Below are 26264 nucleotides of genomic sequence, written 5' to 3'. Positions count from 1 at the left end.
AAGACTATAGCACTTCGACAGGCTCAGTGTGACAATTATTTATAAACCCAGCTCTGCCGAAATATCCAACATACGTTGGATCGGTTTACGTGCCTGTTCAATAATATGCTCAGGAACAGTTACTTCTGGCAAACCATTTTTAATACATAAATATAGTTTTTCTAAAGTATTTCTTTTCATATACGGACAATCGTTGCAGGCACAGCTGTTGTTCGGTGGCGCAGGAATAAAAGTCTTTGTTGGATTTGCCTTTTCCATTTGGTGAATAATGCCGCTTTCTGTTGCCACAATAAATTCGGTTGCCGGGTTACTAATGGTGTACTTTAATAAACCGGTGGTAGAGCCAATATAATCAGCCATTTTCAAAACCACTTCTTCACATTCCGGATGTGCAATAAATTTGGCATCCGGGTGGCGTTCTTTCAGTTTTGTAATTTTCTCCTGCGAAAAAATTTCATGAACCATACAGGCACCATTCCATAATACCAGGTCTCTTCCTGTTTTTTTTGCAACATAGGCACCCAGGTTACGATCGGGACCAAAAATTATCTTTTGATCTTTCGGTAAACTTTCTACAATCTGCACAGCATTGGTACTAGTACAAACAATATCACTTAAAGCTTTTAACTCGGCTGTACAGTTAACATAGGTAATGACCAGGTGATCCGGGTATTTTTCTTTAAATTTTCTAAATAAATGTGGCGGACAGCTATCTGCCAATGAGCATCCTGCCTTTACATCTGGTAATAAAACAGTTTTATTAGGCGATAAAATCTTTGCCGTTTCGGCCATAAAATGTACGCCTGCAAACACAATTACATCAGCATCCGTTTTGGCGGCTTCCTGCGATAAGCCCAAACTATCACCAATATAGTCAGCAATATGCTGAATATCAGGGTCTTGATAGTAGTGTGCAAGGATTATAGCATTCTTTTCCTTTTTTAATCTCTCAATCTCTGCAAAAAGATCGAGTGTAGGATCAATTTCTTCTTCTGCGAAACCTTTTTTGTTGATTTCTTCTAAGACATCTATGTTCATTTTAAAATTTTCCTTTTTTGAATTTTGACGTTTGTCAAAGATAAAGCTTTCCACGTCTCAATAATTAATAAGTTATTTTAAATAAATAAATCTTGTTTGTTTATTAGTGTGTTAATATTGTTGGCAAGTTTAGAAATTTCTTTCGTTTAGATAAGTTATTAATTGTTTACTAACATTTAGATTACATTTATCTAATATTATAAGTTTGATTTTCAGCTCGATCTAAAATTGGTTCAAATTTTATCAATACTGGAATGTTAATTGTTTATAAGTAGTAAAAAAGTTAATTACTTGTATAAAGCTGCTTAAAAATTGCGCAAAAGATTGTGGCAAATTGTGTTTTTAGAGTAGCTTTAAACATTCAAATTTATTTGTTAGAATAATTTAGACATGGAGTTAACATTTATCAATAAGTTGTTAACATCGTGGATAATTAAAAGGTTTTATTGATGAGAAAAGTAGATTTTCTGGTAATTGGTTCAGGTATAGCGGGTTTAAGTTTTGCACTTAAGGCTGCAAAGTTTGGTAAAGTTTTAATTATTACTAAGTCGAATGAGGACGAATCGAATACTAAATACGCTCAGGGTGGTGTTGCAGTTGTGGTAGATAAAGGTGATTCTTTTGAGAAACATATCGAGGATACTTTGATTGCCGGAGATGGATTGTGTGATGAAAAAATTGTGGAAATCGTTGTAAAAGAGGGGCCTCAGCGTATCCAGGAGATTATTGACTATGGTATAAATTTCGATAAAGACAACTCTGGTTTCTATGATTTGGCTAAAGAAGGGGGGCACTCCGAGCACCGTGTTTTACACTATAAAGACATCACAGGATACGAAATTGAGCGGGTGTTGCTAAAAGAAATTCACGAGAATAACAACATAGAGATATTAACACATTACTTTGCATTGGAGCTGATCACACAGCATCACCTTGGTGAATTTGTTGATAAGCGTACAGAAGATATTAACTGTTATGGGGTATATGCCTTTAACACAGAGCTTAACGATGTGGAAAAGATTGTGGCAAATGTGACTGTGATGGCGTCAGGTGGAGCTGGACATGTATATTCTGCTACAACTAATCCGGTTATTGCCACCGGCGATGGTATGGCCATGGTTTATCGTGCCAAAGGAAAGGTGAGGAATATGGAATTTATTCAGTTCCATCCGACTGCTTTGTACCACCCTGGTGAGTATCCATCGTTTTTGATTTCGGAAGCTGTAAGAGGCTTTGGCGGTGTTTTGAGGCGTAAAAATGGTGAAGAATTTATGCATGAGTACGATGAGCGTAAATCATTAGCCCCTCGTGATATTGTTGCCCGCGCTGTGGATAACGAAATGAAAAAGTCTGGTGATGATTTTGTTTATCTGGATATTACCATGCGCAGTAAGGCTGATATCTTAAAGCATTTCCCAAATATATATGCAAAGTGTTTATCGATAGGGATTGATATGACGAAAGATTATATCCCGGTTACGCCGGCATCGCATTACATGTGCGGGGGTATCCTTGTTGATGAATATGGCCGTTCTTCAATTAAAAACCTGTATGCTTGTGGGGAATGCTCTTCAACAGGTTTACATGGTGCCAACCGGTTGGCTTCCAATTCGTTACTTGAAGCTACTGTTTTTGCGCACCGCATTTATCAGGATGCTGTTGAGAATTTTAAAAATAATATTATTCCAGATCATATTCCGGAGTGGGATTCGAAAGGTGTTACACAAAGCAATGAAGATGTATTGGTAACACATAATTTAAGGGAGCTGCAAAAAGTGATGGGCGACTATGTAGGTATTGTACGTTCTGATTTTCGTTTGGAAAGAGCGCATCGCCGTTTGTTTTTAATTTACCAGGAAACAGAAGAATTTTATAAAAAGAATAAGGTTTCGGTTAAACTATGCGAGCTTAGAAATGTAATCCAAACTGCATACCTGGTTATTAAATCGGCGATGCAGAGAAAAGAAAGTAGGGGATTACATTATACTACCGATTATCCTGAACATGCCAAAGAATTAGTAGATACTGTTTTTTAACTCCTAAATCCCCTTCAGGGGGACTCGGATCATCATGCTGAATTTAGTTTAGCAATTATAATATTCTGTAGAAATTATTAATTTAAAGGAGCTTGTATTATACATATAGAATTGTCATCCTGAGCCTGTCGAAAGACCTACTATAACATCATTTATGGTTCGTTTAGATAAGCTCGGCATGATAAATTTGTTTATTACATCATCCCATTAACCATATTACATCATAAAATGCCTTTAATACTGCCTGTAAAAGACAAATATCCTGAAATAGGAGAAGATAATTTCATAGCTGAAAATGCCACTATTGTTGGCGATGTTGTAATAGGTAACAAGTGCTCGGTATGGTTTAATGCCGTAATCAGGGGCGATGTAAATGCCATTACGATAGGAAATGAATCAAATATACAAGATGGGGCAGTAATTCACGCAACCTATTTAAAAGCCTCTACCCACATTGGTAATAGGGTCTCAGTTGGACACAATGCCATAGTACATGGCTGTACAGTTCATGATAATGTTTTAATTGGTATGGGTGCTATTGTAATGGATCATGCTATTATTGAAGAGTATTGTATTATTGCGGCCGGTTCTGTTGTTCTTGAAAATACAATATGCGAAAGCGGCTATTTATATGCAGGTACACCTGCAAAAAAAATAAAGCCCATTACTGAAGAGCAAAGGGCTTTATTGAATAAATTACCGGATAATTATATCATGTATTCCGGCTGGTTCACTACTTAGTATCCTTCATGCTGAACTTGTTTCAGCGTCTTTTTTATTAAGAGCCTGAAGTAAATTCAGGGTGACGAATATTTTAAGGTGTTGGAGGTGGAATAACCAGTGGATCTTCCCGTTCCCAATTAGGCTTTAAATCCAGTAGGGCCTTTAAATACCAGACTTTTTCAGGCTGATAACCACCTTTAATGCTTCCGGTATCCCAGATTCCGTTTTTATTATCATCATAAACTACCCTTAAGAGATATTTCCCAGCTGGGTATTTTGAGAAAGTAATCTTTGAATTTTTATTTATAGGGTACGATTTTATAATATCTTTTTTTTCGGTTAAGAACTGCACCACATAATTTTTGCTCGTATCAGGGACAGTTACATTTAGTACGAGTGTAGTGTATGCATCCTGGCTTTCTAATGTGAACCTTTTAGGAACATCTTTATTTTTGGCGTTAAAAATGGCTGTAAAAGCACCTGCACCCAGCTTTAAATCGTAAGTTCTTTTAGTTTTCCAGGGATACTTCAGATAATATTTCTGTTGGTCTACACTGTCTTTTACCAGCTCAAAATTGGTACGTTTTACAGAATCTTCCAGTAGGGTAATCTTTGATGGATCTGCACTGATCATTGGAAACGGAAAGATCAGGGTTAATTGCTGGAAGGGATTTAATTTGCCTCCAGATAGGTTATCGTTAATAATTACATCACGTGTGTAGGTATCTTTTTTGCCGCGTGTAAAATTTAAAGTTTGTAATACTTTTCCCTGATCCTGGATTGCCACTTTTACAGAATCAAAACTTAAATCTTTTAACCAGATTTTGGCCGTATCGTTATTTTTGGTAAAGTGAACATATTTTCCGACGTCAACTGCCGGTGGGTCCGTTACCGTAATTTTAGGGCTTTTAAGCTGCTGATTGAAGATAATTGATATACTACCATCATTATTCAGTTTTCGGTCTACAACGCGAAATTCGGGGGCTAATTCCTTAAAAATTTGAAGGTTAATGTTATCCAGGTTTTTGTCTATTACCAAAGGTTCTTTAATAAAACCTACTTCATCAGAAATTTGCTGGTAAATTTTATCGCCACCACCGCTTTCCTTAAGGGCATAAACTTTATAAGTGCCTTTTCTTAAGTTGTTTAATTTATAATTACCTGCACTATCCGTAGTGGTGTATATTGAAGGGCGTTTTTTTCCAAAAATAGTATCTCTTTCGAGGGGAAGAATCATTACTGTAGCATCTTTTTCCGGCTCATCACTTAGCGAATTGATTACTTTACCACTGATTGAGAGTGAATCGATTTCCGGACCGGTAGAAAAAACGTAAGATAAATTTTTAACCACGTTACCTTCATTTACATCGGCAATTGCTTTACCAAAATTTAAGGTATAAGTTGTGTTTTTTTCCAAAGAATCCTGAAGTACAATTTCGAGTCTTTTCTGACGCTTCTTTAAAACCGGTAATTTTTCCTGATCGGGTGAAATTGAAAATTCTTTAAACTCGTCTTTGATATTAAAATATTCATCAAACTCAATTACGATTTTTTTTGCATTAAAATTTCTCGTCTGGTTTTTAGGCGTCATACTTAAAACTTTGGGCGGTTTGGTATCTTTTGGTCCACCCTGAGGACTTTGGATACTCGCACAACCAAAAAATAGGAGCAAGGCCGAAAAGGCCAGTAGATTTTTAAGGTTAAAATATTGATTTTTTAAATTTGGCATATTTTAAGCGTTCTGACGAATTTTTATACTTTTTGGAACTGTTATATTAAAAAATCTTTTTAATGCTTTATATCGATTTATTTAAAGTCTATTTTTATTTAGTTAAAATACTGATTATCAGTTATTTATTAATATAGACCATTAAAACCGAGATATCTGAAGGTGAAACGCCTGAAATTCGTGAGGCCTGACCTAAAGTACGTGGTTTGATCTTAAATAATTTCTCTCTCGCTTCTTTGGAGATGGAAACTATTTTATTGTAGTCGAAATCTGGTTTAATTTCCTTGTCTTCCATTTTTAGCATTTTCGCTACAATTTCATTTTCTTTCTCAAAATAACTTTCGTATTTAATTTTGATTTCGGCCTGCTCAATAGTTTCATTATCTAAATCATTAGTAGCATCAGCAAGAGGTTTGCTAACTTTAATTAGATCCTGTAAACCAACATGCGGTCGTCCTACTAAGCTATGGATTTTTACATTTTGATTTAGAGCGCTTGAACCTAAACTTTCAAGAACAGGATTTACATCGTTCATTTCGATACTCTGGTTCCTGGTAAATTTTACCAGGGTATCTGCATTAGCAATTTTCTGGTTTACTTTTTCTAAACGCTCATCTGAAATTAAACCAAGTTCGTGACCAATAGGGGATAGACGGATATCAGCATTATCCTGTCTTAATAGTAAACGGTGTTCGGCCCTTGAGGTGAACATGCGATACGGCTCTTCGGTTCCTTTGGTTACCAGGTCATCAATTAAAACACCAATATAACTTTCTGATCTTTTCATGATCAGTTCGTGTTTGTTATTGATTTTTTGATGTGCATTTATGCCAGCCATGAAACCCTGGCATGCGGCTTCTTCATATCCAGTAGTTCCATTTATCTGTCCGGCCAAAAATAAATTGCTGATCAATTTGGTTTCTAACGTTAATGATAATTGGGTAGGTGGAAAGAAATCGTATTCTATGGCATAGCCAGGTCTGAACATTTTTGCCTGTTCAAAACCAGGTATTAACCTTAGTGCCTTAAATTGTACATCTTCAGGAAGTGAGGTAGAAAATCCATTTACATAAATTTCGCAAGTGTTCCATCCCTCAGGTTCAACAAAAATCTGGTGACGATCGCGCTCTGCAAAACGGTTAATTTTATCCTCGATAGAAGGGCAATATCTCGGGCCTAAACCTTTAATACGACCGGTAAACATTGGGGATTTTTCAAATCCTTCTTTCAACGTTTCGTGTACTTCACTATTGGTATAAGTTATCCAGCAGCAGCGTTGATCTGAAGAAACGGTGGTATCTGTATAGGAAAATTTACCTGGGTTTTCATCTCCCCATTGTTCTTCCATTTTAGAATAATCTAAACTTCTACCATCAACACGGGGTGGGGTACCGGTTTTCATCCTGCCTGCTTCCATACCTAAGGCTACCAATTGCTCAGTAATTCCGGTTGAAGATCTTTCTGCAGTTCTGCCTCCTCCGAATTTCTTTTCTCCAATATGGATGATTCCATTTAAAAAAGTTCCATTGGTTAGTACCACAGCGGTACTTTCGATCTCTATACCTAAGGATGTTTTTACGCCATATACGGTATTGTCTTTAACTATCAGACCTACCACACTATCTTGCCAGATATCTACATTAGGGGTATTTTCTAAGGCCAATCTCCATTCTTCTGCAAAGCGCATCCGATCTATCTGTGCTCTCGGGCTCCACATGGCAGGGCCTTTAGATTTATTGAGCATCCTAAATTGAATGGTCGATTTATCTGATATAATACCAGAGTATCCACCAAGTGCGTCAACTTCACGAACAATTTGTCCTTTAGCTACACCGCCCATAGCAGGGTTACAACTCATTTGGGCAATGGTGCCCATATTCATCGTAATAAGTAAAACAGATGATCCTAAGTTGGCTGCCGCTGCAGCAGCTTCACAGCCCGCATGGCCTGCGCCAACAACAATCAAATCGTATTTCGAAAACATTTTATTTGTATTTTTTTTGATTGTTCCACGTGGAACAATCTGATTTTTATTCTTTCTTATTATCACAGATGATGTGAAGCGTAATTAAATTATTAGATTCTGCAACACCAATAGTGACATTCTTTTATTTTTTACTAATGTTCCACGTGAAACATAACGTGGAAAACAAAATAGAATTGTTTCTATTTTATTCTGAAAGTTCCAGCCAACGCATGGTATAATCATCTAATTTAACCTGAAGCTTTTCTATCTCTGAAGATACTTCCTGTATTTTAATATAGTCGGAAGCATCAATACTATTTAAGGTTTGTGTTAATTCAGCTATTTTATTTTCCGTTTCTTCTATGCCTTTTTCACTTTCCTCTAATTCTTTCTGCTCTTTAAAACTTAATTTTTTTGCAGTTTTAATCGGGCTTTGTTCTGTAACCGGGTTAGGTGCTTTTTTAGTTTCAGCCTTGGCTTTTGGTTGTTCTAAACTTAAACGGTATTCTGAATAATTACCATTGTAAATTTTAACTACACCTTCGCCTTCCATAATGAAAAGTTGGTCGCTCATTTTGTCGAGCAGGTATCTGTCGTGAGAAACCAACATTAAAATACCCGGAAAGTTTTCCAAGAATTCTTCGAGTACATTTAAGGTGTCGATGTCAAGATCGTTTGTTGGCTCATCCAAAATCAGGAAGTTTGGATTTTGCATCAATACTTTCATCAGGTTCAAACGTTTCTTTTCTCCTCCACTTAGTTTCTCAACCATGCCGTGTTGCTTCTTTGGCGGGAAAAGAAATAAGGTTAGTAGGGCAGAGGCAGTAATAACAGAACCATCGGCCATCTTGATATATTCGGCATCTGACTTTACAATATCAATTACTCTTTCCTTCGGATCGAAAGTTAAACCGCCCTGTTTGTAATAGCCGAAAACAGTAGTTTCACCAATATCAACTTTACCAGCATCTGGTTGTAAATGGTTGGTAATAATATTTAATAAGGTAGATTTTCCAGTTCCGTTTTTTCCAGCCAGGCCTATGCGATCACCTTTTTTAAAGGTATAGCTAAAATCGTTAATGATAGAACGGCCATCAAATGATTTTTTTATGTGCTCCAGTTCAATAATTTTTCCACCTTGACGAGACATCTTCATATTTAACGTAATATTCTGATTGTCAGTCTTTTTCTTGGTTTTTTCTTCAAGATTGTAGAAAGCATCGATCCTGGCCTGAGATTTCGTTGCCCGGGCCTGCGGCATGCGCCTCATCCACTCCAATTCTTTCTTTAATAGCTGTTGGTTCTTATGTAAAACCGTTGCGTCTAAAGCCTCCCTTTCACTTTTCTTTTCGAGGAAATAAGCATAATTTCCATTATAGTTATATATTTTTCCACTATCCAATTCTACTATTGTGTTGCAAACGTTATCTAGAAAATATCTATCGTGTGTTACCAACAGTATTGTTTTTTGTCCGGTGGTTAATAATTTTTCAAGCCATTCTATTGTATCAATATCCAAATGGTTGGTTGGTTCATCAAGCACCAGTATTTCGGGATCTTCAATCAATAATTTAGCTAAAGCCAAACGTTTCTTTTGTCCGCCAGATAGCGTGTCAATTTTCTGTTGAAGATGAGTAATTCCCATCCGGTTGAGAATGGTTTTGATTTGATGCTCATATTCCCAGGCGTTATGTTCGCTTAGTTCTTCATATAAACGGTTAAGCTTTTTCTCATCCGGATTGGGATCTTCAATCAGTTCCTCATATTCTTTGATGAGTTGCTGTTGTTTATTCTCCAGAGAGAATATATGGTCGCTGATTGAAAAACCTGGAGTAAACTGCGGCTCCTGGTCAAGAAAACCAATTTTAACAGACTTATTTTTTACAATTTTACCTTCAAGCGGAGGGAACCTTTCTGCCAATAATTTCAAGAGTGTACTCTTACCCGCACCATTTATACCAACCAACGCTACGCGCTGACCAGCGTTAATACCCAGGGTTAAATTCTTAAACAGCCATTCGTCATGGTAACCATGTCCTAAGCCTTCCGCCGCAATTAGTGTGCTCAATTTTTTTGTATTTCGGATTTATAAAGGAAAATTAGTGCAAAGGTAAGTATAAATTAATTGCAACGGCATATTCAAGTTGAAAGGACTTCTGTATCAGATAAAAATGGCAAAAGCTTGATGTTGTTGCTTCAGTCGTTTACTGGTTTATTTTTGATTGTAAGTAGCATTACAAAAAAACAGCGGTTGGACTCGCTCCACCGCTGCTTCAATCATTAACTAAAACTAAACTTTTATCTTGTGTGATGTTAGAAGATGGCTTCTAGTACATCAGTTTTAATGTCATTGTACCTGTTTGCACTATATTTTACAATTGGTGCCGCACTGATGTTACTATCAGTAGCAGTAAAATCAGTAGTATTTACCTTTGCAACCGCTCCCAATACTGCAGAATAATTTTCGGTCGAACCGCTTAATACTAAACTCGAGGCACCATTAATGTTTGTGTTTAAATTCACGGTATTTGCCGTGATATCAGCAGTAGCACCATCATTTAAAACAACATCGAGATTTAATAAATTAAAGTTTCCAGCTGTTTTAACATTAGAAATGTTTGATGCTTCAATTGCAGAAAGATTGTTTACATGTGCGATTACAGTTAACGGCTCTTTCGTGAAGGAACTGATCCTTAGCTCGCCATCCTGTTGTTGTACCAAAGCATTTTTTGCATAGTAGTTATCATAAACCTGAACACTTTCTTTGGCATCCTGAACTAAGATTACTTTTACGTTTCCGCTTACTTTGATTTTAGTGATATTCTTAACCGAAGTGATGTTGGTGTAGTTGCTGTTGTTTTCGTTTGCATTTGCTGCTACGCTTGCAGTACCTAAAATGATTGTTGCCAAGGCTGCTGCGAATAGGGTTTTAATAGAAGTTCTCATGACTTTATATTTTAAATTTTTTAAATCCTTTTTGTGTTTTTTCGAATATAAGACTTAGGTAAAGCCGAAAAGTTGCAACGAAATTGGCTGTATTATACCAGCAGAGGGTAATTGTCGACGAACGCCTGTAACTTTTAGACGAACGCCAATAAAAAATAAATGAGGATGGAGGTATTTTGCTTTTAATTAGGAAGTTATGGTAATGGGAATGTCATGAAGAGGTGTAATTAAAGAAAAACAGACATCCGGATTGGAGTGTAGCGGAATGGAGAGATCAGCATTAAGGTAGATTTAGCTTCACTAAGCACTAACGTGGCTCCCGACTACGTTGCATTCTGCTCAAAATGACGATCCAGAAAAAATACTGCAAGGAGGATTAAACCAATCCAAATTCAGTTCTATAACCCAAATGCTCATCTTCTTTTTGGGTCATCAGGGCTTTGGCAGCCTTTCCTTTGTCTTTATAACCCAACAAGTGGAGGGTTCCATGGATCATGATGCGACAAACCTCATCAAATTCTGAAGTTTTAAAGGTTTTGGCGTTTTCTTTCACGCGTTCTATACTGATGAAGATATCACTTACTATCTGTTTTTCTTCTTCTGAGTTATCGAAGGTAATGATATCGGTATAAGTATCGTGATTTAAGTATTGTTGATTGATGCCTAATAGATATTCATCACTACAGAAAATGAAATTGAGTTGCTGCAATTTATAACCTTCTTTTTCAATGCCAGCTTTAATCCATTTTTTGATTTTTAGTTTTTGAGGAAGGTTATAGCTAACTGATTCAGTGAAAAATGAGATTGCAGGCATATTGTTGTTTGTTATGGTGCAAATTTAGGAAAAAATTAAAGCGGTACATCACCCTGAATTTATTTCAGGGTGTTTCACTCAGGAGAGAACTATTATTGCCTGTAATTTTAATTTATTTATCTGTTATTCAGTGTGTTAATAATTTATTTATTGAGTAATATTCAACGATTTTAAATATTCAGCAATTTTATTTTTGTAATAGTAATTTAAACTAGGAGGCAGCTTTTGTAACATATCATTTCCATTCTGCTGCTGTTTTTTAAACTGATCGACCATTTTCTGGTAGGATGGAGGGAACTGTTTAGCCGCTTTACTTTCGCGCTTTGAATCTTCTTCCTGATCGCGTTCTGCTTTCTCTGCTTCTAATAATTTGGTTAAGAGGTCTTTCTGTCTGTTTAAGGTTTCCTGCTGTAAGCGCTTGTTAACCAAATCGCTTTCGGTCTGCTTCATTTCTTTAATAGCCTCGTTCAGGTTGCCCATTTTACCGGTTCCATCTTTATTTTCTTCGCGATTGATTTTTTCCAATGCCTGACGGATCATCTGCTGTTGCTGTGCCATTTTACTGAATTCCTGGCTCATCTGTCCTTTACCTACTGTACCTTGGTTGTCTCCTGATTTTTGCATTTGCTCCCTCGCTTTCTGCATACTTTTATTCAGCTGATCCTGCATCTGCGAAAGCTGTTTCATTCCCTGCTTTTGTTTCTTTCCGCTACCACCTTTACCATTTTTCTGCATGTTTTGCAACTGGCTTAAGGCTTCACTTAGCATGAGTGTGAGGTTGTTGATAGAAGTCATGGTAAACTGCTGAAAACGGTTGGCCTCGGGAGTTCTTCTATCGCCCAAGCTTTCTAAACTTTTGTCGAGATTGAAATTGATTTTATTCATTTCCTCGTTAACCGTCGATTCAATCTGTGGAACCCGCTTGCTTAAACTGTACAAACTATCGGCAATGGTTTTAAGATTATCTTTGATACCACGTTGCTTCTGGACATTACTGGTGTAAGATGGATCAGTTACATTCATTTTTTTTAAAGCCAGCATTACTTTTTCCTGATCAAATGAGGTGGTCAGTAAGTTTTCTAATAATCTTCTTAACTCTTTTGCATTCAGGTTGTTTTCCATTTCTTCACCCTGTTGTTGCATATCGCTCATTTTTTTAGATAACTTTTCCATCTGATCTGCAGCCTTTTGCTGTTTCTGGCTCGCATTTTTAGAATCTTTTTTATCTAAAGCATCTTTACTGTCTTGTTGTTCTTTTTGTATATCCTGAATATCTTTTTCAGGGTTTTCGAAGGGGTTTGGTCTTTCTAATGATTTATTTTTTTCTTCCAGTTTTTTAAGATCCTCTTTAAGGTCTTTCATCTCTTTATTAAGCGCATCCTGCTTTTGCTTTAGAGATTCGTTATCCTGTTTTTTATCTTTTGTTTGTTGTGCAAGCTCTTTTTGTTCTTTGGCAAGTTCATTCAGCCGATCGATATCTGCTTGAAGATTTTGCTCAAATTCTAACTGTTTGTAGAGTTCTAAAATCCTGTCCAATTCATTTTTGAGGGTTTTATTGTCTAATTGCATTTTGGAAAGCTCATTCTGTGTCTGATCTTTATTTTTCTCATTAATCAGATTTTGCAGCTTTTGCAAAAGTTCTTTGGTTTTTTCATCGAGTACATTATCAAAGAGGTCTTTAATCTGCTTTTGCTTTTCTAAAAGCTCTTCTGTTTGTTTCTGATCTTCCTGTTGTTGAATATTTTTGTCATTTTGTTCTTTAATTTCTTTTACAGCTTCATCGAGTTGTTTTTGTTTATCCAATAGGGCTTCAATCTGTTTTTTATCTTCAAAAGAGATTTGTTTTTTATCAATGAGGCTTTCGGCAATCTTTTTACTTTCTTTTTCGATGGTATTGGCCAATCGGATGGCCGACTGCACTTTCTTTTTCAGAACCTGGTTATTGGCATTTACCTGTTCTGCAGTTTCTTTTTTGGTAGGCTGTTTAAAAGTTTTAATTTCCGAACGGGTTACTTTAGCGCCATTAACCCTGTCGTTATCAGCTACTTCGAAATAGTATTCAATTTCCTGTCCAGCTTTTGCAGAAGCAGTTTTTAAATCCCAATAATAAAAGAATGTATTTTCGGTAACGTTGCTCTTAATCGCAATATTTTTGGTTACAGAACCAATAATCCGGTTATTTTCTTTGATGTTGTATTTAAAGCTTAGGCGGCTAAAACCATAATCATCAGTAACCTGACCACTAAAATAAAGAGCTTTATTACTTACAGAATCTGGTTTTTCTTCTACACTTATACCGGGAGCCTGATCTTTAACCACAGTGATCTGATGTGATAAAGAATCGCGGAGGGTAACATATTCATTTTTAGGGGTAATGCTATACCTGGAATTATTTTTTATAGTGGCATTGAAAACCGATTCATTATTTTCAACTTTTAAAACATTCTCAGCATTATTTAAGATAAACAAGATTGAATTGCTTTTTCCGGTTTTAAAGTTCCAGGTAACTTTTGTTCCTTCTGGGAGGAGCATGTCGCCAACGTTGGCAATTTGTTCGGGTTTTTTACCCAAATAGGCAGGGAAATTCAAAGTGGCACTTGCATTTAGCAGCTCCGGACGGGGTTTAACGGTAAGGGTAAATACCTGGGAACTAAAGCCTCCGCCTTTAAAAATCAGTTTTCTATCGTTCTGGATATTTTTTATGCCGTAATTAAACTTGCTGATATTCTCTTTTTGCAGCTTGTAAGTATTTTTTCCGTCTTCTACATAAATTTCGGCAGGCAGCTGATCGCCTGATAGTTTCAGGTTTATGGTTATATCATCACCCTGTGTAACGGTTAAACTTTTATTTAAAACCGCAAAAGTGAAAGGGGCTTTTGGTGCAATGTATTCGTCGTACTTAAAAAAACTGTTGGTGCCCTCGCGTAAAATGGCAGGCGCAATAATGGCAATCAATAAAATGATAGAAAGGGGGATAAAAAGATATTTTAGATACTTTCTGTTGTCGTTAATGCTTACTGCTGTATAAAACGGAACGGGTTTAAGTTCCAGTATCTTTTGATCTATACTGGCAATAATGAGGTGATTGTTGTCGGGCTGGTTTTCTGATAAACGGTGAAGCTGCAGCGTATTAAGCAACTTATCCTTAATATCGGAAAAGTGATTTCCGATGATAACCGATGCTTCATCAAAAGTAAGGTGTTTGCCCAGTTTTAACATGGAAAGCAGGGGTTTAACGATTAAAAGACCTACTAACAATACAGCAACGAGTAAATAAGCAAAAAATACAAAGGTTTTGAAACCCGTCGTTGGGTTGAGGTAATAAAGGCTTAAAAAAACAATTAAATATAGGGCGAGAAGTATTGCCGCGGCGTAAATACTGCCCCGTAAAATTTTATTGAGGTAAAATTTTCGGATAAACTCGTCTATCTTTCGTAATAAATCGCTGTAATTATTGCTCACCATATCTCTGTAAATGTAAAAATTGTTCCAGTCAATTAAAAGAAAACCGGTAATTGGATAACGTGTTTATTACAAATTGGTTATGTACGTGTGTTTTTCAATTTGATGCCAAAATAGGTAAAAACTGATTTTATTGTTTAAAATCAGACAAACGTTTGTTTAATGTCTTAGCGGTCATATTTTCAATAAAATCTTTTAAAAACTTTACTATAAGTTGATATTTACTTTATGAAAAAATATCTTTGGGTTCATCAACCTCTCGAAATAACTATTAAATCATTCCTTTTTAATATTTGTTAGGATAGCAAACTAATGAACTATGTTGCTGATTTAGCGTCGGGTTGCTTACAAACTTTTCAGACCGTTTACAGTTTGTTCAACCAAAAACTTTATGCTTATGTACTGAAGAAAACCAATTCGGTATACATGGCAGAAGAGGTGGTGCAGCTTACTTTTATCCGTTTATGGGAAAAACGCGAAACTTTATCAGCAGAATACAACATTTCCACTCAGATTTTCAGGATTGCTGGAACTATTTTAATTGATCAGCTTAGAAAAGAAGCAGTAAGTAAAAAACACCTGAGTGTTGTAGAAGACGATTTTGCTCTAAAAACAGAAACTGATCAACCTGAAATGCTACATGCGCTGGAGCAGGCTATTGAACAGATGGCACCGGTGCGTAAAAAGGTATTCAAAATGAGTAAAGTGGATGGTTATTCTTACAAAGAGATTGCAGAAATGCTTTCTATTTCGCCTAAAACTGTAGAAAATCATATTTCACAGGCATTAAAACAGCTAAGGGCTGCTTTTTCTTCTATTATTTCACTGGCTGTCATTATGGAGGCCATAATCAAGAAGTAATTTTCTCTTTTTTTAAACCTCAGCACCTTATTTTTAGAAATTATCTAAAATATTTTTACTTCACTAGGGGTAAAGCGCTTTCAAAAACGTAATGTAGTTATGCAAATCAACCAAAAGCTTGTGGAGAAGTTTTTTTCTGGCCAATGTACTGCCGCGGAAGCCCGCCTGGTGAGTAAGTATCTTGCTGATGAAAACAACCGCGAAATTTACTTAAACAGCGAGGAATGGGAACATTTTGAACCTGTTGAAAAGGTTGATGAAAAAATTTCGGACCGGATCTATGTCAACGTGCTCGATCATATTCACAATAAGCGGGAAACCAGGCGTATCCGTTTCAGATACTTGGCTTATGCGGCATCAATTGTATTAATTGCAACAGTAGGATTGGTAGCTTACAAATTGGGAAATAACCGGGTAGCAAATCCAAGCTACGTTGCTTCTAATCGCTCAAAGCCAGTTACCAGGGTTGAAACGTTTATTACCAATACCTCAGCCGTGAAACGAACCTATACTTTACCCGATGGAACCATTGTTGAACTGTATCCGAAAAGTGAAGTCAGTTATTTCCCTTTTGATCAGGGAAAAAGGGATGTTAATTTAATTGGCCAGGCTTTATTCAGGGTGCATAAAGATAAAACCAAACCTTTTACTGTTTTTGCAAATAACCTGGCAACCACTGCATTGGGTACTGTTTTTAAAATTACTGCCTTTAAAAAAGGTTTGTATACTAAAGTGCGGTTAATTGAAGGAAAGGTAGTGGTTAAACCTCAAAACAAGCTCCTATCGGCGGGGGTAGAAACAGTTTATTTACTGCCGGGAAAGGTATTTATAGTAAATATGCAGACTTATGCGGCTAGTGTTAAGCCGTTTAATGTTGTGGCACCTAAACAACTGGAGACATTGGATCCAGGAAAAGCAATTGTAACGGAGGCAGCGATTGTTTTTGACAATGAACCGCTGTCAGGGGTTTTTAATGCTCTTGAAACTAAACTTAACATAAAAATAAATTTTACTCCCAGTGAGCTTATTAAATTGGAATTTAAAGGGCAATATGAATTCGGACGCGATGACATTGATGCTTTCTTAAAAATGATTGGTTCATTAAATAACCTTACTGTAGATAAAACTGATGTGGGATATACGATAAAGAAGATTAAATAAAACCAGAGTACAACTAAACCAAACTAACTTCATGATTAAAATTTTTACTAAAAGGAGCGTTCCAAAACGCACCTTACTGCTACTGCTTTGTCTTTACCTTGGGGTAAAGGCTTATGCGCAAACACCTGCAGTTAAGGGAGTTGTGAGAGATGCCAAAGAAACTATTGTAGGAGCTACCATTATTGCGCAAAATGTGCAAACCGGGGTAAGAACAACTACCTCATCAGATAAAAACGGGGTATTTACCTTTGTAAGATTAGCCGCAGGGCCATATAGATTTACCATCAACTTTATTGGCTATGAGTCCAACATCGTAACAGGGATTGTAAAAGATGGTGGAACTTTTTCGTTATCAGTGGTTTTGAAAGAAAGCGCTACCAGCCTGGACAAAGAGGTTGTTGTAACCGGAACAGGGATTAACAGGAGGAAAGATAGCTTTACTGGTACAACTGCTGTTTTCTCTGGCGAAGAGCTTAAGGCAATCGGGAACAATAACATAATCCAAAGTTTAAGAACAGTAGATCCTGCATTTCTGGTTATGGAAAATATTGCAGCCGGTTCAAACCCGAATGTTTTGCCTGTTATCGAAGTTCGTGGTAAAAGTAGCATTCCCAGTACCACATTAAAAGACCAGTTTGGACAGGATCCAAACCAACCACTTTTTATATTAGATGGATTCCCAACAACGCTGCAAACTATTGTTGATCTGGATATGAACAGGGTGGCATCGGTTACCATTCTGAAAGATGCGGCATCAACAGCATTATATGGCGCGCAGGCTTCTAATGGTGTAATTGTTATTGAGACGGTAAAACCAAAACCTGGCGAGCTAAGGTTTTCATACTCTCAGGATTTCCGTGTTGAATTACCTGATCTCTCTGCTTACAATATGATGAATGCAACTGAGAAACTGGAGTTTGAACGTTTATCCGGTAGATATACGGCAGCCGAATCGAGTCCTAACCAAGTGATTTATTTAGAAGGACTTTATAATTCGCACCTTGCTAATGTGCAACGTGGCGTAGATAGTTATTGGTTAAGCGAACCTATACAAAATGGCTATTCAACCAATAACTCCATTAATGCATCGGGCGGTGATAACGCTTTTACCTATAATCTGGGAATGAATTATAGAGTAGGTAAAGGCGCTATGAAAGGATCAGGGAGGGATAGTTACAGCGGTTCGATTAACCTGGCCTACAGAACTCGGAAATTGAATATTAACAACATTACCTACATCAGGGGTAATTCCAGCAACGATTCTCCTTACGGATCATTTTCGAACTTTGTTAATGCCAACCCTTATTTTGAAAAGAGTAATGATAACCGTTATTTGGAGGTTTCGAGAACTTCGAACGGAACGGAACTTTTTGTAACCAATCCTTTGTTCGATGCTATCCAACCACAGTACAGCACCAAAAAGGGCTTTGAAATTCAGAATAACCTGAATTTGAACTATGATTTAAGCAAAACCTTAAGGTTGAATGGTGGCTTACAAATTACCAAGGGAACCGGGGTTAGTAAAGATTATCGATCGTCGGAAATGTCAGAATTTCTAAATACACCTAATTTAAGAAAAGGTAAATATACCGATTACCGTACTGAGAATTTATCTTATCAGGCTAACTTAATGCTTGTTTACCATACGGTTATTGCTGCAAAGCATGTAATTAACGCGAACTGGAGAAATACCATTTCAGAAGAAAATAATAATGGGTATGGAAGTGTTGCGGAAGGTTTTCCGGCAGGAAATTTAGGAAATCCGAGGTTTGCTTATAGTTACCTGTTAGATGGGGCCCCATCAGCCAGTAGCCGGATATACAGAACCTTAAATTCTACCATATCTGCCAACTATGCTTATGATAACAGGTACTTGGCTGATGCGGTATATAGATTAGATGGGTCTACCGCTTATGGCAGTAATAAACAGTTTTCGCCTTATTATGCTTTTGGTTTAGGATGGAATATCCATAACGAAAGCTTTGTAAAAGGTAGCCCATGGATTAATTCGTTAAGGTTAACTGCAAATATGGGTATAACGGGTAACCAGAATTATGGTAATACGAGCTCAGTTTCTATTTATAATTACAACAGCAATACCAACTATAATCAATTTGGGCAGGGTGTTACCTTAAGTACACTGGGAAATCCGAATCTGGCTGCACAAAAAACAAGGCAGATCAGTACATCAATTGATTTTAGCTTATTTAATAACCGTTTTACAGGCTATGTAAATGCATACAACAAAAAAACCGACCCTTTAATTGTTCCGGTTGATTTACCATCGTCTACAGGTGTTGTTGCCTTTCCCTACAACATTGGAGCACTTACTTATAATGGTTTAGAAACCAAACTTACTTTTTTTCCGATTTATAATCTGGCTAAACGTTTCACATGGAGCATAGGTGTAACCGGTTCATCTTATAAAAGCAGATATAGTGGTTTTGGCAATACACTAAACACACTTAACAAACAGCAGGAAAAACAGGACGGCAGCAGCTCATTAATCAGGTATAACGACGGGAATAGTGCCGAGGCGATATGGGCAGTAAGATCATTAGGGATTGACCCGGCAACCGGAAGAGAAATTTTTCTGACTAAAGATGGCCAGTATACATTTGATTACAATGTGGCAGATATTACAAATGTTGGTAATACCGTATCGGTAGTAGAAGGTGTTGTTTCTACCAATATACGCTATAAAAACTTTAGCCTGGGTGCAAGTTTCAGGTATAAATTGGGTGGAGATATTTATAACTGGGCCTTATTTAATAAAGTAGAAAATATCTCTTTTGCTGATGCAGCTTTGAATCAGGATAAAAGGGCACTTTATGACCGTTGGAAAAGCCCTGGTGATATATCACAATTCAAGGGGATTTCACAAACAGCAGTTACCCAGCAATCATCAAGATTTGTGCAAACTGAAAACTCGTTTAGCAGCGAATCATTAAATTTTGGCTATATGTTCGATGGGGCAAAATGGCTGAAAAGTGCAGGATTAACTAATCTGAGTCTCAACTTACTCACTAATGATCTTTTCTACTTATCAACCGTGAGAAGAGAAAGAGGAATAGATTATCCTTTTGCAAGAACGTTAGCATTTTCACTTAAAGCTTCATTTTAATCTTTAGATATGAAAACAAGTTATTTAAAACTAATAGTATGTTCTCTGGCCGTGGTGATTACACTCGGATCCTGTAAAAAGTTTTTACAGGTACAACCAGAAGATAAAGTGATGGAAACCCAACTTTTTTCTACCAAGCAGGGCATAGAATCTGTTTTAAACGGAATTTATATTTCATTGGCCGGTAGTAATTTATATGGTGCTAACCTTACGTTAAATACCACAGAGGTATTGGCACAGCGATATAATATTCCATCTACTCATAATTTAACCAAAATAGCCAATTATGCCTATACGGATGCGCCGGCAACAACAAGATTGGAGTCGGCCTGGGTTGATGCTTATGCCGGAATTCTTAATGTAAACAGTTTTTTGGAGAACCTGGAAAAGTATAAGGGTGTTGTAGATCAAAACACCGAATCGGTGTATAAAGGTGAAGCACTGGCCATAAGAGCATACCTGCATTTTGATTTGTTGCGTTTGTTTGGGCCAAGATATGGCACAGCTGATTCTACCAAACAGAGCCTGCCATATTACGATGAGACAAAAATTTCGATCAACCCGTTATTGCCTGCCAATGAATTTATGAATAAGGTAATAATCGATTTGAAAAAGGCAGAAGAATTATTAAAAGGCGATGTTATTATAACTTCAGGAGTCAACCTGGTGAGCAATACCCAAACAGCCGATTTCTTAAAAAACAACAGAAACTACCGCTTAAATTATTATGCGGTAAAAGCATTACAAGCCAGGGTCTTTTTATATCGTGGCGATAAAGTTTCTGCATTGGCAGCAGCTAAATCAGTAATCGAAAAGGCAAACCTCTTTCCGTGGACAACCGTAACTAATGCTCTTTCAGAAAAAATTAATCCCGACCGGATATTTTCGACTGAAATGATATTTGGTATTTTAAACACCCAACTATACAATACCTACATTTCTATTTTTGATCCATCCAATACAGATCAAAATATTTTGGCCCCACTTCCGGCAAGACTTACAGCTGTATTCGAAAATAATGAGAATGACTACCGGTATAATTTAAACTGGCAGGCACCATCTACGGGGCTTAAGCCATATAAAACATTTTTAAAATATACAGACGTGGTTGATAAAACCAAGCTATTCCGGTTTACCATTCCACTTATCAAAATCAGTGAGCTTTATTATATCGCTGCCGAGTCTGAACCAAATGCAGCTGATGGAATAAACAACTATTTAAACGTTGTTCGGTTTAACCGCGGGCTTACCAATCTGGCTACTACAGTAAACATTAATACAGAATTGCAGAAAGAGTATCAGAAAGAATTTTACGGCGAAGGTCAGCTTTTTTACTATTACAAGCGTCGTAACGTAACCTCAATTCCAAACGGATCCAGTACATCAAACATTACGGTAAATTATGCCATTCCGTTACCGCTTTCTGAATCTCAATACCGTTAACCTGATTTTTATAAAGATGAAAAAAAATATTGTATCAATAATAGCATTTATGGTTACCCTGATAATGCTTTCTTGTGAAAAGCCATTGAACACCTATGATTCGAAAGATTCAATTTATTTTAATGATGCTGCCAGGTTACCGCTTTTTTCCGGAGACATAATAAAAGATTCTACCATTGTTTCTTTTAGTTTGGCAAAATCACAGGATTCAGTAGTTAATATGGTAGTAAGTACTACCGGTGCAAAATCTGCGCAGGATAGGCCCTACAAATTAACGGTTAATACTTCTTCTACCGCTAAGGAGGGAGTGCATTTCGAAATTCTGAATAAATCTTTTTCTATTAAGAAAAACCAGCTAAAGGATACGGTAAGGATAAAATTTATGAGAAAAGCTGATATGCAAACCAATACGTTTTTGTTGAGTTTCGATTTGCTTGAAAATGAGAATTTTATCACGGGTATGAACAACAAAGTTACCAATCAAACTACAGGGAAAAAGATCTCATACATTAATTACAGATGGTACATAAACGATATCATTAAAAAACCTGCCAGATGGTTAGATACTTACCTGGGTACATTTACGCGGAAAAAATTGTTTCTGATGGTCGCTGTACTCAATATCGACCCGGCTTATTTAGATGCCTCTGTATCCGTTGCTGAAATGGTTGCCTATGCAAAATACATGCAAAGGTATCTTAATGATCAGAAGTTGCAGGGTAATACAATTCTGGAAGATGATGGAAGCATTATGATAATGGGACCATCTGTTCAATAATAATTTTTAAATCAGATAAAATGAAACTTAAACAATACAGTTGCCTTTTTATTGTGCTGTTAATCATAACTATGGGTGCTTGTAAAAAAGACCTGGGAAATTATGATTATAATGAAATTAATAAGTTAGAATCCATAGCAGAATTGCCCAGCGAAGTAGTGGCTACCTATGGTAAAACAGTTTCTGTTAAACCTTTAATTAAGTTTAGCCTTGACCCGAATTTTGATGAATCTAAATATACCTACGAATGGAGTTATATTGGTCCGAACGGGTTGGGAGGGAACAAGCTCTTTATTTTAGATCAGAACCGGAATTTAGAGCAGATCATGCGCGTGGTAGCAGGTTCTTATCAGGCATATTATGCCATAACAGATAAAGTCAGTGGTGTTAAGTATAGGGTTGCATTCACTTTAAAGGTTGTTAATGAAATTAACGAGGGGTGGATGTTAATGTGTGACGTAAATAATCAGGCCAGGGTTGATATGTTATCGCTTAATACAGCCGGAGGTTTTGATCTTATTAACGATTTGCTTGCCGGTACAGGATCAGAACTTAAACTATCTGGAAAGCCCGTTATGATTTATAATTACAATACAGGGCTTTTAATCGGACCAGATAAAATAAGCTTTGGTATTTACCTGGGTACCGATCAGTTTACTACAAAGGTGGAACCCAATACTTTTAAATGGACGCCTACTATGAACCTGACTTACGAAATGTTTGGAAGCACTCCGGCAGGTTTTTATGCTGATGTAATTCAACAACGGGGATCCGGATCGGCATATATGATTGGAAAAGAGGGGGCATATTATTATGAGCGGGTTCAAAATATTTACTTTTCTTCTCCGATTAGCTATATCGCTTCCGAACAGAAAGAATTTAAAGTAGCCCCGTTTGTTGGTGGTGATAAAAATATCTCTGCTACTTCGCACGCCATTTTTTATGATAAAACCAACAGGCGTTTCGTAAAACACACAGGATCTAATTCAACCTGTACCACATTACCTGACCCTGATCTGGCCCAAAGAAAATTCAGCTTCAGCACAGGAATGGATTTGTTGTACATGGCTTGGGTTCCTTACAATGGCGGAGAGGTTTTTAGTGTTTTAAAAGATCCGAATTCAACCAAAAGATACCTGGCCAGGTTTAACAGTGCCTCACTTGTACAAAGTTATTATGATGAGATTACTGCTACGAATTTTGCCAACGCAGAGTTTTATGCAGTGAGTCCGGCCTTGGGTTATATCATTTACAGCATTGGAGGTAAAGTTTACGAGTACGATATGTCTTTAAAAACAACCAAACCGGTTGTTGATTTAGGCAACAAGAAAATATCACTCCTACAGTTCTACGATTTTAAAAACACTACCAAATATAAAGACAGCAATAACTTAATGGTTGCTTTTTACGACCCTGCTTTGCCCGAAGGCACTAACGGAAGTATCAATACGTACGTTGTACCTCCCGTTATGGGCGATTTAGTCCTGGCTAAAAGCTTTTCTGGTTTCGGAAAGGTAAAAAGCATAACCTACAGGGAACGTTAATTAAAAATCATCCAAATAAAACCAATGAAAATGAAAAAAGTATTAAGTGCCGGACTTTTATGCCTGGCCTCACTAACAGCTATGGCACAATTGCCTGTAGAAGTAAAAGGATTGTTAAAGAAAAAACGCCTTTCTGCCGTTAAACTTTTTAAAGTTAAAGATGGCAAGGCAGTAGAAATTGCCAACACTATACCTGCCGAAAAAGGCCAGTTTGGTTTTCTTTTTTATCCTGAGTATGAAGGTTTGTACGTAATTGGTACTGGTAATGAAGGTAGCCCGAACGATAACTATAAATTCTATTTTAAAGGCGGCGAAGAATTATCAGTAAGCCTATTAGACTCAAGTTATGTATTAACAGGTAAAAAGAATTCGAAAGAAAATACCGTGTTAAGCCAATGGCACGATTTAACAAATCCGCTGGAGCAAAAAGCCATTAACTTTATGAAAGTGCAAAGTACCTTTGTTGATTATTTCCCTCAGCAGGAAGAAATTGTAGCCAAAAGTAAAACTTTCTTAAATGGTAAAGCCACCGGAAATGTAAATTTCGATAAGGAAATTAAATCTATTATGGCCTGGGATCTGGCCTGCTATGCAACCAACTTCTTAAATACCCCAAGGAGTGCACATCCATCTGTTGAAGAATACAGCAATTTTTACAGCACGCTTAAAACCGGCGATTTTGCAAAAACGACAGCAAATGTTTATAGCTATCCCTATGGTTTCAGAACTTTAACCGGCCTCATTAGCCTAAATATGCGCCAAGATGGTAAAGCCTATAAACGCGGCCCTGAAGGTGTCGATCTAATGGCATCTTTTGTACCCAACGATACTTTAAAAGGTGATTTGATTTTAGATAATGCTGCAGGTTATAAAACGATTACCGAGTACGAAGCACTGATAAAAGGCAGGGAAAAATACATCCTTACCAAAAGACAGGCGGATAGAAGTGCTGCCATTATGAATCCTTTATTGACTTATAAGCCCGGTACCGATGCTTTTAAATTTGCATACGAAGATAAAAATGGAAAGCAGGTTACTATGGAAAGCTTAAAGGGTAAAGTGGTATTGGTAGATGTTTGGGCTACCTGGTGTGGACCTTGCAGGGCCGAAATTCCTTATCTGAAAAAACTGGAAGAAGAAATGAAAGGTACCGATGTTCAAATTATCAGCCTATCAACTGATGCCGTTAAGGATAAAGAAAAATGGCAAAAAATGATCAAAGATGAAAATCTGGGTGGTTTACAACTTTTTGCCGGAGGGCCTGAGAATGAATTTTCGAAATATTATAAGGTGAACACCATACCACGTTTCCTGGTTTTCGATAAACAAGGAAAGATTGTGACCGTTGATTCTCCGCGTCCATCTAATCCTGAATTAAAAGTATTATTACAAAAAACACTCGCTAACTAGTCGTCGTCCTAGACTCCGGCTACAAACCAATGGCCGGAGTCTTTTTTGCCTTAAAAACATCTAATATGAAAACAATGAAAACATTGTTTATAGCTACGCTTTTGCATTTTTTTTTACCTAAAGCTTACTCCCAGAACGATAGCATCCAAATTTCTGGCCGCTTAAAAGGGTTGGGTAATAAGTCGGTATGGATTTCTTTTACAGATGATGCCGGTTTATCAAGGAGCTATAAAGCCAATGCCAATAATGATGCTTTTGCATTAAAAGTGCCGCGTTTGCCAAATCCGGCCATTGCCCGTTTTGACGTCTCGATATCAAGAACAGGCACCAAGAATTCAAATCCTGCACCAAAACTAGATCTGTTCGTTTTTGATCGGGATATTAGCATAAATGGCAATGCGCTACTGGTTCAGTTTGCCGATGTAAATGGCGATGAAGAAAATAATGCATTAGCGGTATATAAGCAACTGGTAAAAAAAGGCGAAATGCGTAATTATGAGATTATGCAAGAGCTTTTTAATGAAGGAAAAGCGGCCAGTTCCGCAAACAGGGAAGTTTTAATGGCCGAGGCTACAGCCATCAACAGAAAACTCGTTAATGTAAAAAGAGATTTTGTTAAAACACACCCCAATGCTTTTGCCTCAGTGTTTTTATTAACGCGAATGGAAAACCTCTATACAGCAGGCGATTTTATTTCCACATGGAACAGTCTATCCCCCCGGTATAAAAATCATTCCATTGCCGAAAAAATTAAAGCTTACATCAAAAAGGTAAGCGCTACACCTGATGGTTCGGATGCAATTGGTTTTCAAAAAAATGACAAGGATGGCAGGCTGATTAACCTGGCTGATTTTAAGGGAAAAACCGTATTGCTCGATTTTTGGGGCAGTTGGTGTGGGCCATGTCGCGCCAGCAACCCTCATTTAAAGGCTTTATACACCAAATACAAAACCAAAGGTTTCGAAATTATTGCCATTGCGCAAGAACAGAAAAAGATATTGGAAGAAGCACGTACTGCCTGGCTAAAGGCTATAGAAGAAGATGGGCTAACCTACATCAACATCCTCAATAACGAGAGTATTGAAAAGCAAAACCTGGTAAAAGATTATAATATCATTGCTTTTCCGACCAAAATACTGGTGAGTAACGAAGGCAAAATATTACTCCGTATTACTTCGAGTGCAACGGATGATATTGACCGTGCCCTCGAAAAAATTTATGGATTTTAA

Annotated in this window: 17 protein-coding genes; 10 read left to right on the top strand and 7 right to left on the bottom strand. The window is 37.0% G+C overall.

All coding sequences use genetic code 11. The features are described 5' to 3' along the window. Nucleotides 1-39: 39 nt before the first annotated feature. Entirely contained in the window at nucleotides 40-1080 is a 1041-nt protein-coding gene (gene nadA / locus ACFSR6_RS20170; protein ID WP_379082294.1) for a quinolinate synthase NadA, read from the bottom strand. 407 nt (nucleotides 1081-1487) lie between these two features. Here nadA and nadB point away from each other — a divergent pair, with 407 nt between their 5' ends. Beyond that, nucleotides 1488-3074: an L-aspartate oxidase gene (nadB, locus tag ACFSR6_RS20165; protein ID WP_379082278.1), complete on the top strand. Its 1587-nt coding sequence runs from the start codon at nucleotides 1488-1490 to the stop codon at nucleotides 3072-3074. 228 nt (nucleotides 3075-3302) lie between these two features. After that, a complete protein-coding gene (locus tag ACFSR6_RS20160) occupies nucleotides 3303-3815 on the top strand; it encodes a gamma carbonic anhydrase family protein (RefSeq protein WP_379082276.1) in 513 nt (170 codons plus the stop codon). Nucleotides 3816-3888: 73 nt separating this feature from the next. Here the strand turns inward: ACFSR6_RS20160 and ACFSR6_RS20155 are convergent, their stop codons facing one another. The 6 genes from ACFSR6_RS20155 to ACFSR6_RS20130 all read right to left on the bottom strand — a co-directional run bounded on the left by ACFSR6_RS20155 (nucleotide 3889) and on the right by ACFSR6_RS20130 (nucleotide 14471). Next, nucleotides 3889-5526 (bottom strand): Ig-like domain-containing protein, encoded by a 1638-nt coding sequence (locus tag ACFSR6_RS20155; protein ID WP_379082274.1) that lies wholly within the window; start codon nucleotides 5524-5526, stop codon nucleotides 3889-3891. Between the two features lie 121 nt (nucleotides 5527-5647). Beyond that, a complete protein-coding gene (gene mnmG / locus ACFSR6_RS20150) occupies nucleotides 5648-7510 on the bottom strand; it encodes a tRNA uridine-5-carboxymethylaminomethyl(34) synthesis enzyme MnmG (protein WP_379082272.1) in 1863 nt (620 codons plus the stop codon). 187 nt (nucleotides 7511-7697) lie between these two features. After that, nucleotides 7698-9560, bottom strand: coding sequence for an ABC-F family ATP-binding cassette domain-containing protein (locus ACFSR6_RS20145; RefSeq protein WP_379082270.1), 1863 nt, complete (start codon nucleotides 9558-9560; stop codon nucleotides 7698-7700). 245 nt (nucleotides 9561-9805) lie between these two features. Continuing rightward, nucleotides 9806-10438, bottom strand: coding sequence for a GIN domain-containing protein (locus ACFSR6_RS20140; RefSeq protein WP_379082268.1), 633 nt, complete (start codon nucleotides 10436-10438; stop codon nucleotides 9806-9808). 376 nt (nucleotides 10439-10814) lie between these two features. Beyond that, a complete protein-coding gene (ybeY, locus tag ACFSR6_RS20135; RefSeq protein ID WP_379082266.1) occupies nucleotides 10815-11252 on the bottom strand; it encodes an rRNA maturation RNase YbeY in 438 nt (145 codons plus the stop codon). A gap of 147 nt (nucleotides 11253-11399) precedes the next feature. Beyond that, entirely contained in the window at nucleotides 11400-14471 is a 3072-nt protein-coding gene (locus tag ACFSR6_RS20130; protein WP_379082264.1) for a DUF4175 family protein, read from the bottom strand. A gap of 555 nt (nucleotides 14472-15026) precedes the next feature. Here ACFSR6_RS20130 and ACFSR6_RS20125 point away from each other — a divergent pair. The 8 genes from ACFSR6_RS20125 to ACFSR6_RS20090 all read left to right on the top strand — a co-directional run bounded on the left by ACFSR6_RS20125 (nucleotide 15027) and on the right by ACFSR6_RS20090 (nucleotide 26264). Continuing rightward, nucleotides 15027-15575: an RNA polymerase sigma factor gene (locus ACFSR6_RS20125; protein ID WP_379082262.1), complete on the top strand. Its 549-nt coding sequence runs from the start codon at nucleotides 15027-15029 to the stop codon at nucleotides 15573-15575. 99 nt (nucleotides 15576-15674) lie between these two features. Further along, entirely contained in the window at nucleotides 15675-16736 is a 1062-nt protein-coding gene (locus ACFSR6_RS20120) for a FecR family protein (RefSeq protein WP_379082260.1), read from the top strand. A 31-nt stretch (nucleotides 16737-16767) separates the two neighbouring features. Then, nucleotides 16768-19860: a SusC/RagA family TonB-linked outer membrane protein gene (locus ACFSR6_RS20115; RefSeq protein WP_379082258.1), complete on the top strand. Its 3093-nt coding sequence runs from the start codon at nucleotides 16768-16770 to the stop codon at nucleotides 19858-19860. 9 nt (nucleotides 19861-19869) lie between these two features. Continuing rightward, on the top strand, nucleotides 19870-21303 hold the full coding sequence (locus tag ACFSR6_RS20110; RefSeq protein ID WP_379082256.1) for a RagB/SusD family nutrient uptake outer membrane protein: 1434 nt from the start codon (nucleotides 19870-19872) through the stop codon (nucleotides 21301-21303). 16 nt (nucleotides 21304-21319) lie between these two features. Further along, entirely contained in the window at nucleotides 21320-22081 is a 762-nt protein-coding gene (locus ACFSR6_RS20105; protein WP_379082253.1) for a DUF4843 domain-containing protein, read from the top strand. 20 nt (nucleotides 22082-22101) lie between these two features. Then, complete coding sequence (locus ACFSR6_RS20100; RefSeq protein ID WP_379082250.1) at nucleotides 22102-23625, top strand: PKD-like family lipoprotein; 1524 nt, start codon at nucleotides 22102-22104, stop codon at nucleotides 23623-23625. 30 nt (nucleotides 23626-23655) lie between these two features. Further along, nucleotides 23656-25035: a TlpA family protein disulfide reductase gene (locus tag ACFSR6_RS20095; RefSeq protein WP_379082248.1), complete on the top strand. Its 1380-nt coding sequence runs from the start codon at nucleotides 23656-23658 to the stop codon at nucleotides 25033-25035. A gap of 74 nt (nucleotides 25036-25109) precedes the next feature. Continuing rightward, on the top strand, nucleotides 25110-26264 hold the full coding sequence (locus ACFSR6_RS20090) for a TlpA family protein disulfide reductase (protein ID WP_379082246.1): 1155 nt from the start codon (nucleotides 25110-25112) through the stop codon (nucleotides 26262-26264).

It is taken from the genome of Pedobacter vanadiisoli, from assembly GCF_042684385.1.
GTDB classification, from domain to species: Bacteria; Bacteroidota; Bacteroidia; order Sphingobacteriales; family Sphingobacteriaceae; genus Pedobacter; species Pedobacter vanadiisoli.
Note: the sequence above shows the minus strand (reverse complement) of the source record. Positions and strands in the feature narration are given on the sequence as shown.

What these genes read in the sequence shown, in the direction of transcription:
- mnmG (WP_379082272.1), bottom strand. Translation starts at nt 7,510, where the DNA reads ATGTTTTCGAAATACGATTTGATTGTTGTTGGCGCAGGCCATGCGGGC.
- ACFSR6_RS20105 (WP_379082253.1), top strand. Translation starts at nt 21,320, where the DNA reads ATGAAAAAAAATATTGTATCAATAATAGCATTTATGGTTACCCTGATA.
- ACFSR6_RS20130 (WP_379082264.1), bottom strand. Translation starts at nt 14,471, where the DNA reads ATGTTAAAACTGGGCAAACACCTTACTTTTGATGAAGCATCGGTTATC.
- ACFSR6_RS20100 (WP_379082250.1), top strand. Translation starts at nt 22,102, where the DNA reads ATGAAACTTAAACAATACAGTTGCCTTTTTATTGTGCTGTTAATCATA.
- ACFSR6_RS20160 (WP_379082276.1), top strand. Translation starts at nt 3,303, where the DNA reads ATGCCTTTAATACTGCCTGTAAAAGACAAATATCCTGAAATAGGAGAA.
- ybeY (WP_379082266.1), bottom strand. Translation starts at nt 11,252, where the DNA reads ATGCCTGCAATCTCATTTTTCACTGAATCAGTTAGCTATAACCTTCCT.
- ACFSR6_RS20090 (WP_379082246.1), top strand. Translation starts at nt 25,110, where the DNA reads ATGAAAACATTGTTTATAGCTACGCTTTTGCATTTTTTTTTACCTAAA.
- ACFSR6_RS20125 (WP_379082262.1), top strand. Translation starts at nt 15,027, where the DNA reads ATGAACTATGTTGCTGATTTAGCGTCGGGTTGCTTACAAACTTTTCAG.
- ACFSR6_RS20120 (WP_379082260.1), top strand. Translation starts at nt 15,675, where the DNA reads ATGCAAATCAACCAAAAGCTTGTGGAGAAGTTTTTTTCTGGCCAATGT.
- ACFSR6_RS20140 (WP_379082268.1), bottom strand. Translation starts at nt 10,438, where the DNA reads ATGAGAACTTCTATTAAAACCCTATTCGCAGCAGCCTTGGCAACAATC.
- ACFSR6_RS20110 (WP_379082256.1), top strand. Translation starts at nt 19,870, where the DNA reads ATGAAAACAAGTTATTTAAAACTAATAGTATGTTCTCTGGCCGTGGTG.
- ACFSR6_RS20095 (WP_379082248.1), top strand. Translation starts at nt 23,656, where the DNA reads ATGAAAAAAGTATTAAGTGCCGGACTTTTATGCCTGGCCTCACTAACA.
- ACFSR6_RS20115 (WP_379082258.1), top strand. Translation starts at nt 16,768, where the DNA reads ATGATTAAAATTTTTACTAAAAGGAGCGTTCCAAAACGCACCTTACTG.
- ACFSR6_RS20155 (WP_379082274.1), bottom strand. Translation starts at nt 5,526, where the DNA reads ATGCCAAATTTAAAAAATCAATATTTTAACCTTAAAAATCTACTGGCC.
- nadB (WP_379082278.1), top strand. Translation starts at nt 1,488, where the DNA reads ATGAGAAAAGTAGATTTTCTGGTAATTGGTTCAGGTATAGCGGGTTTA.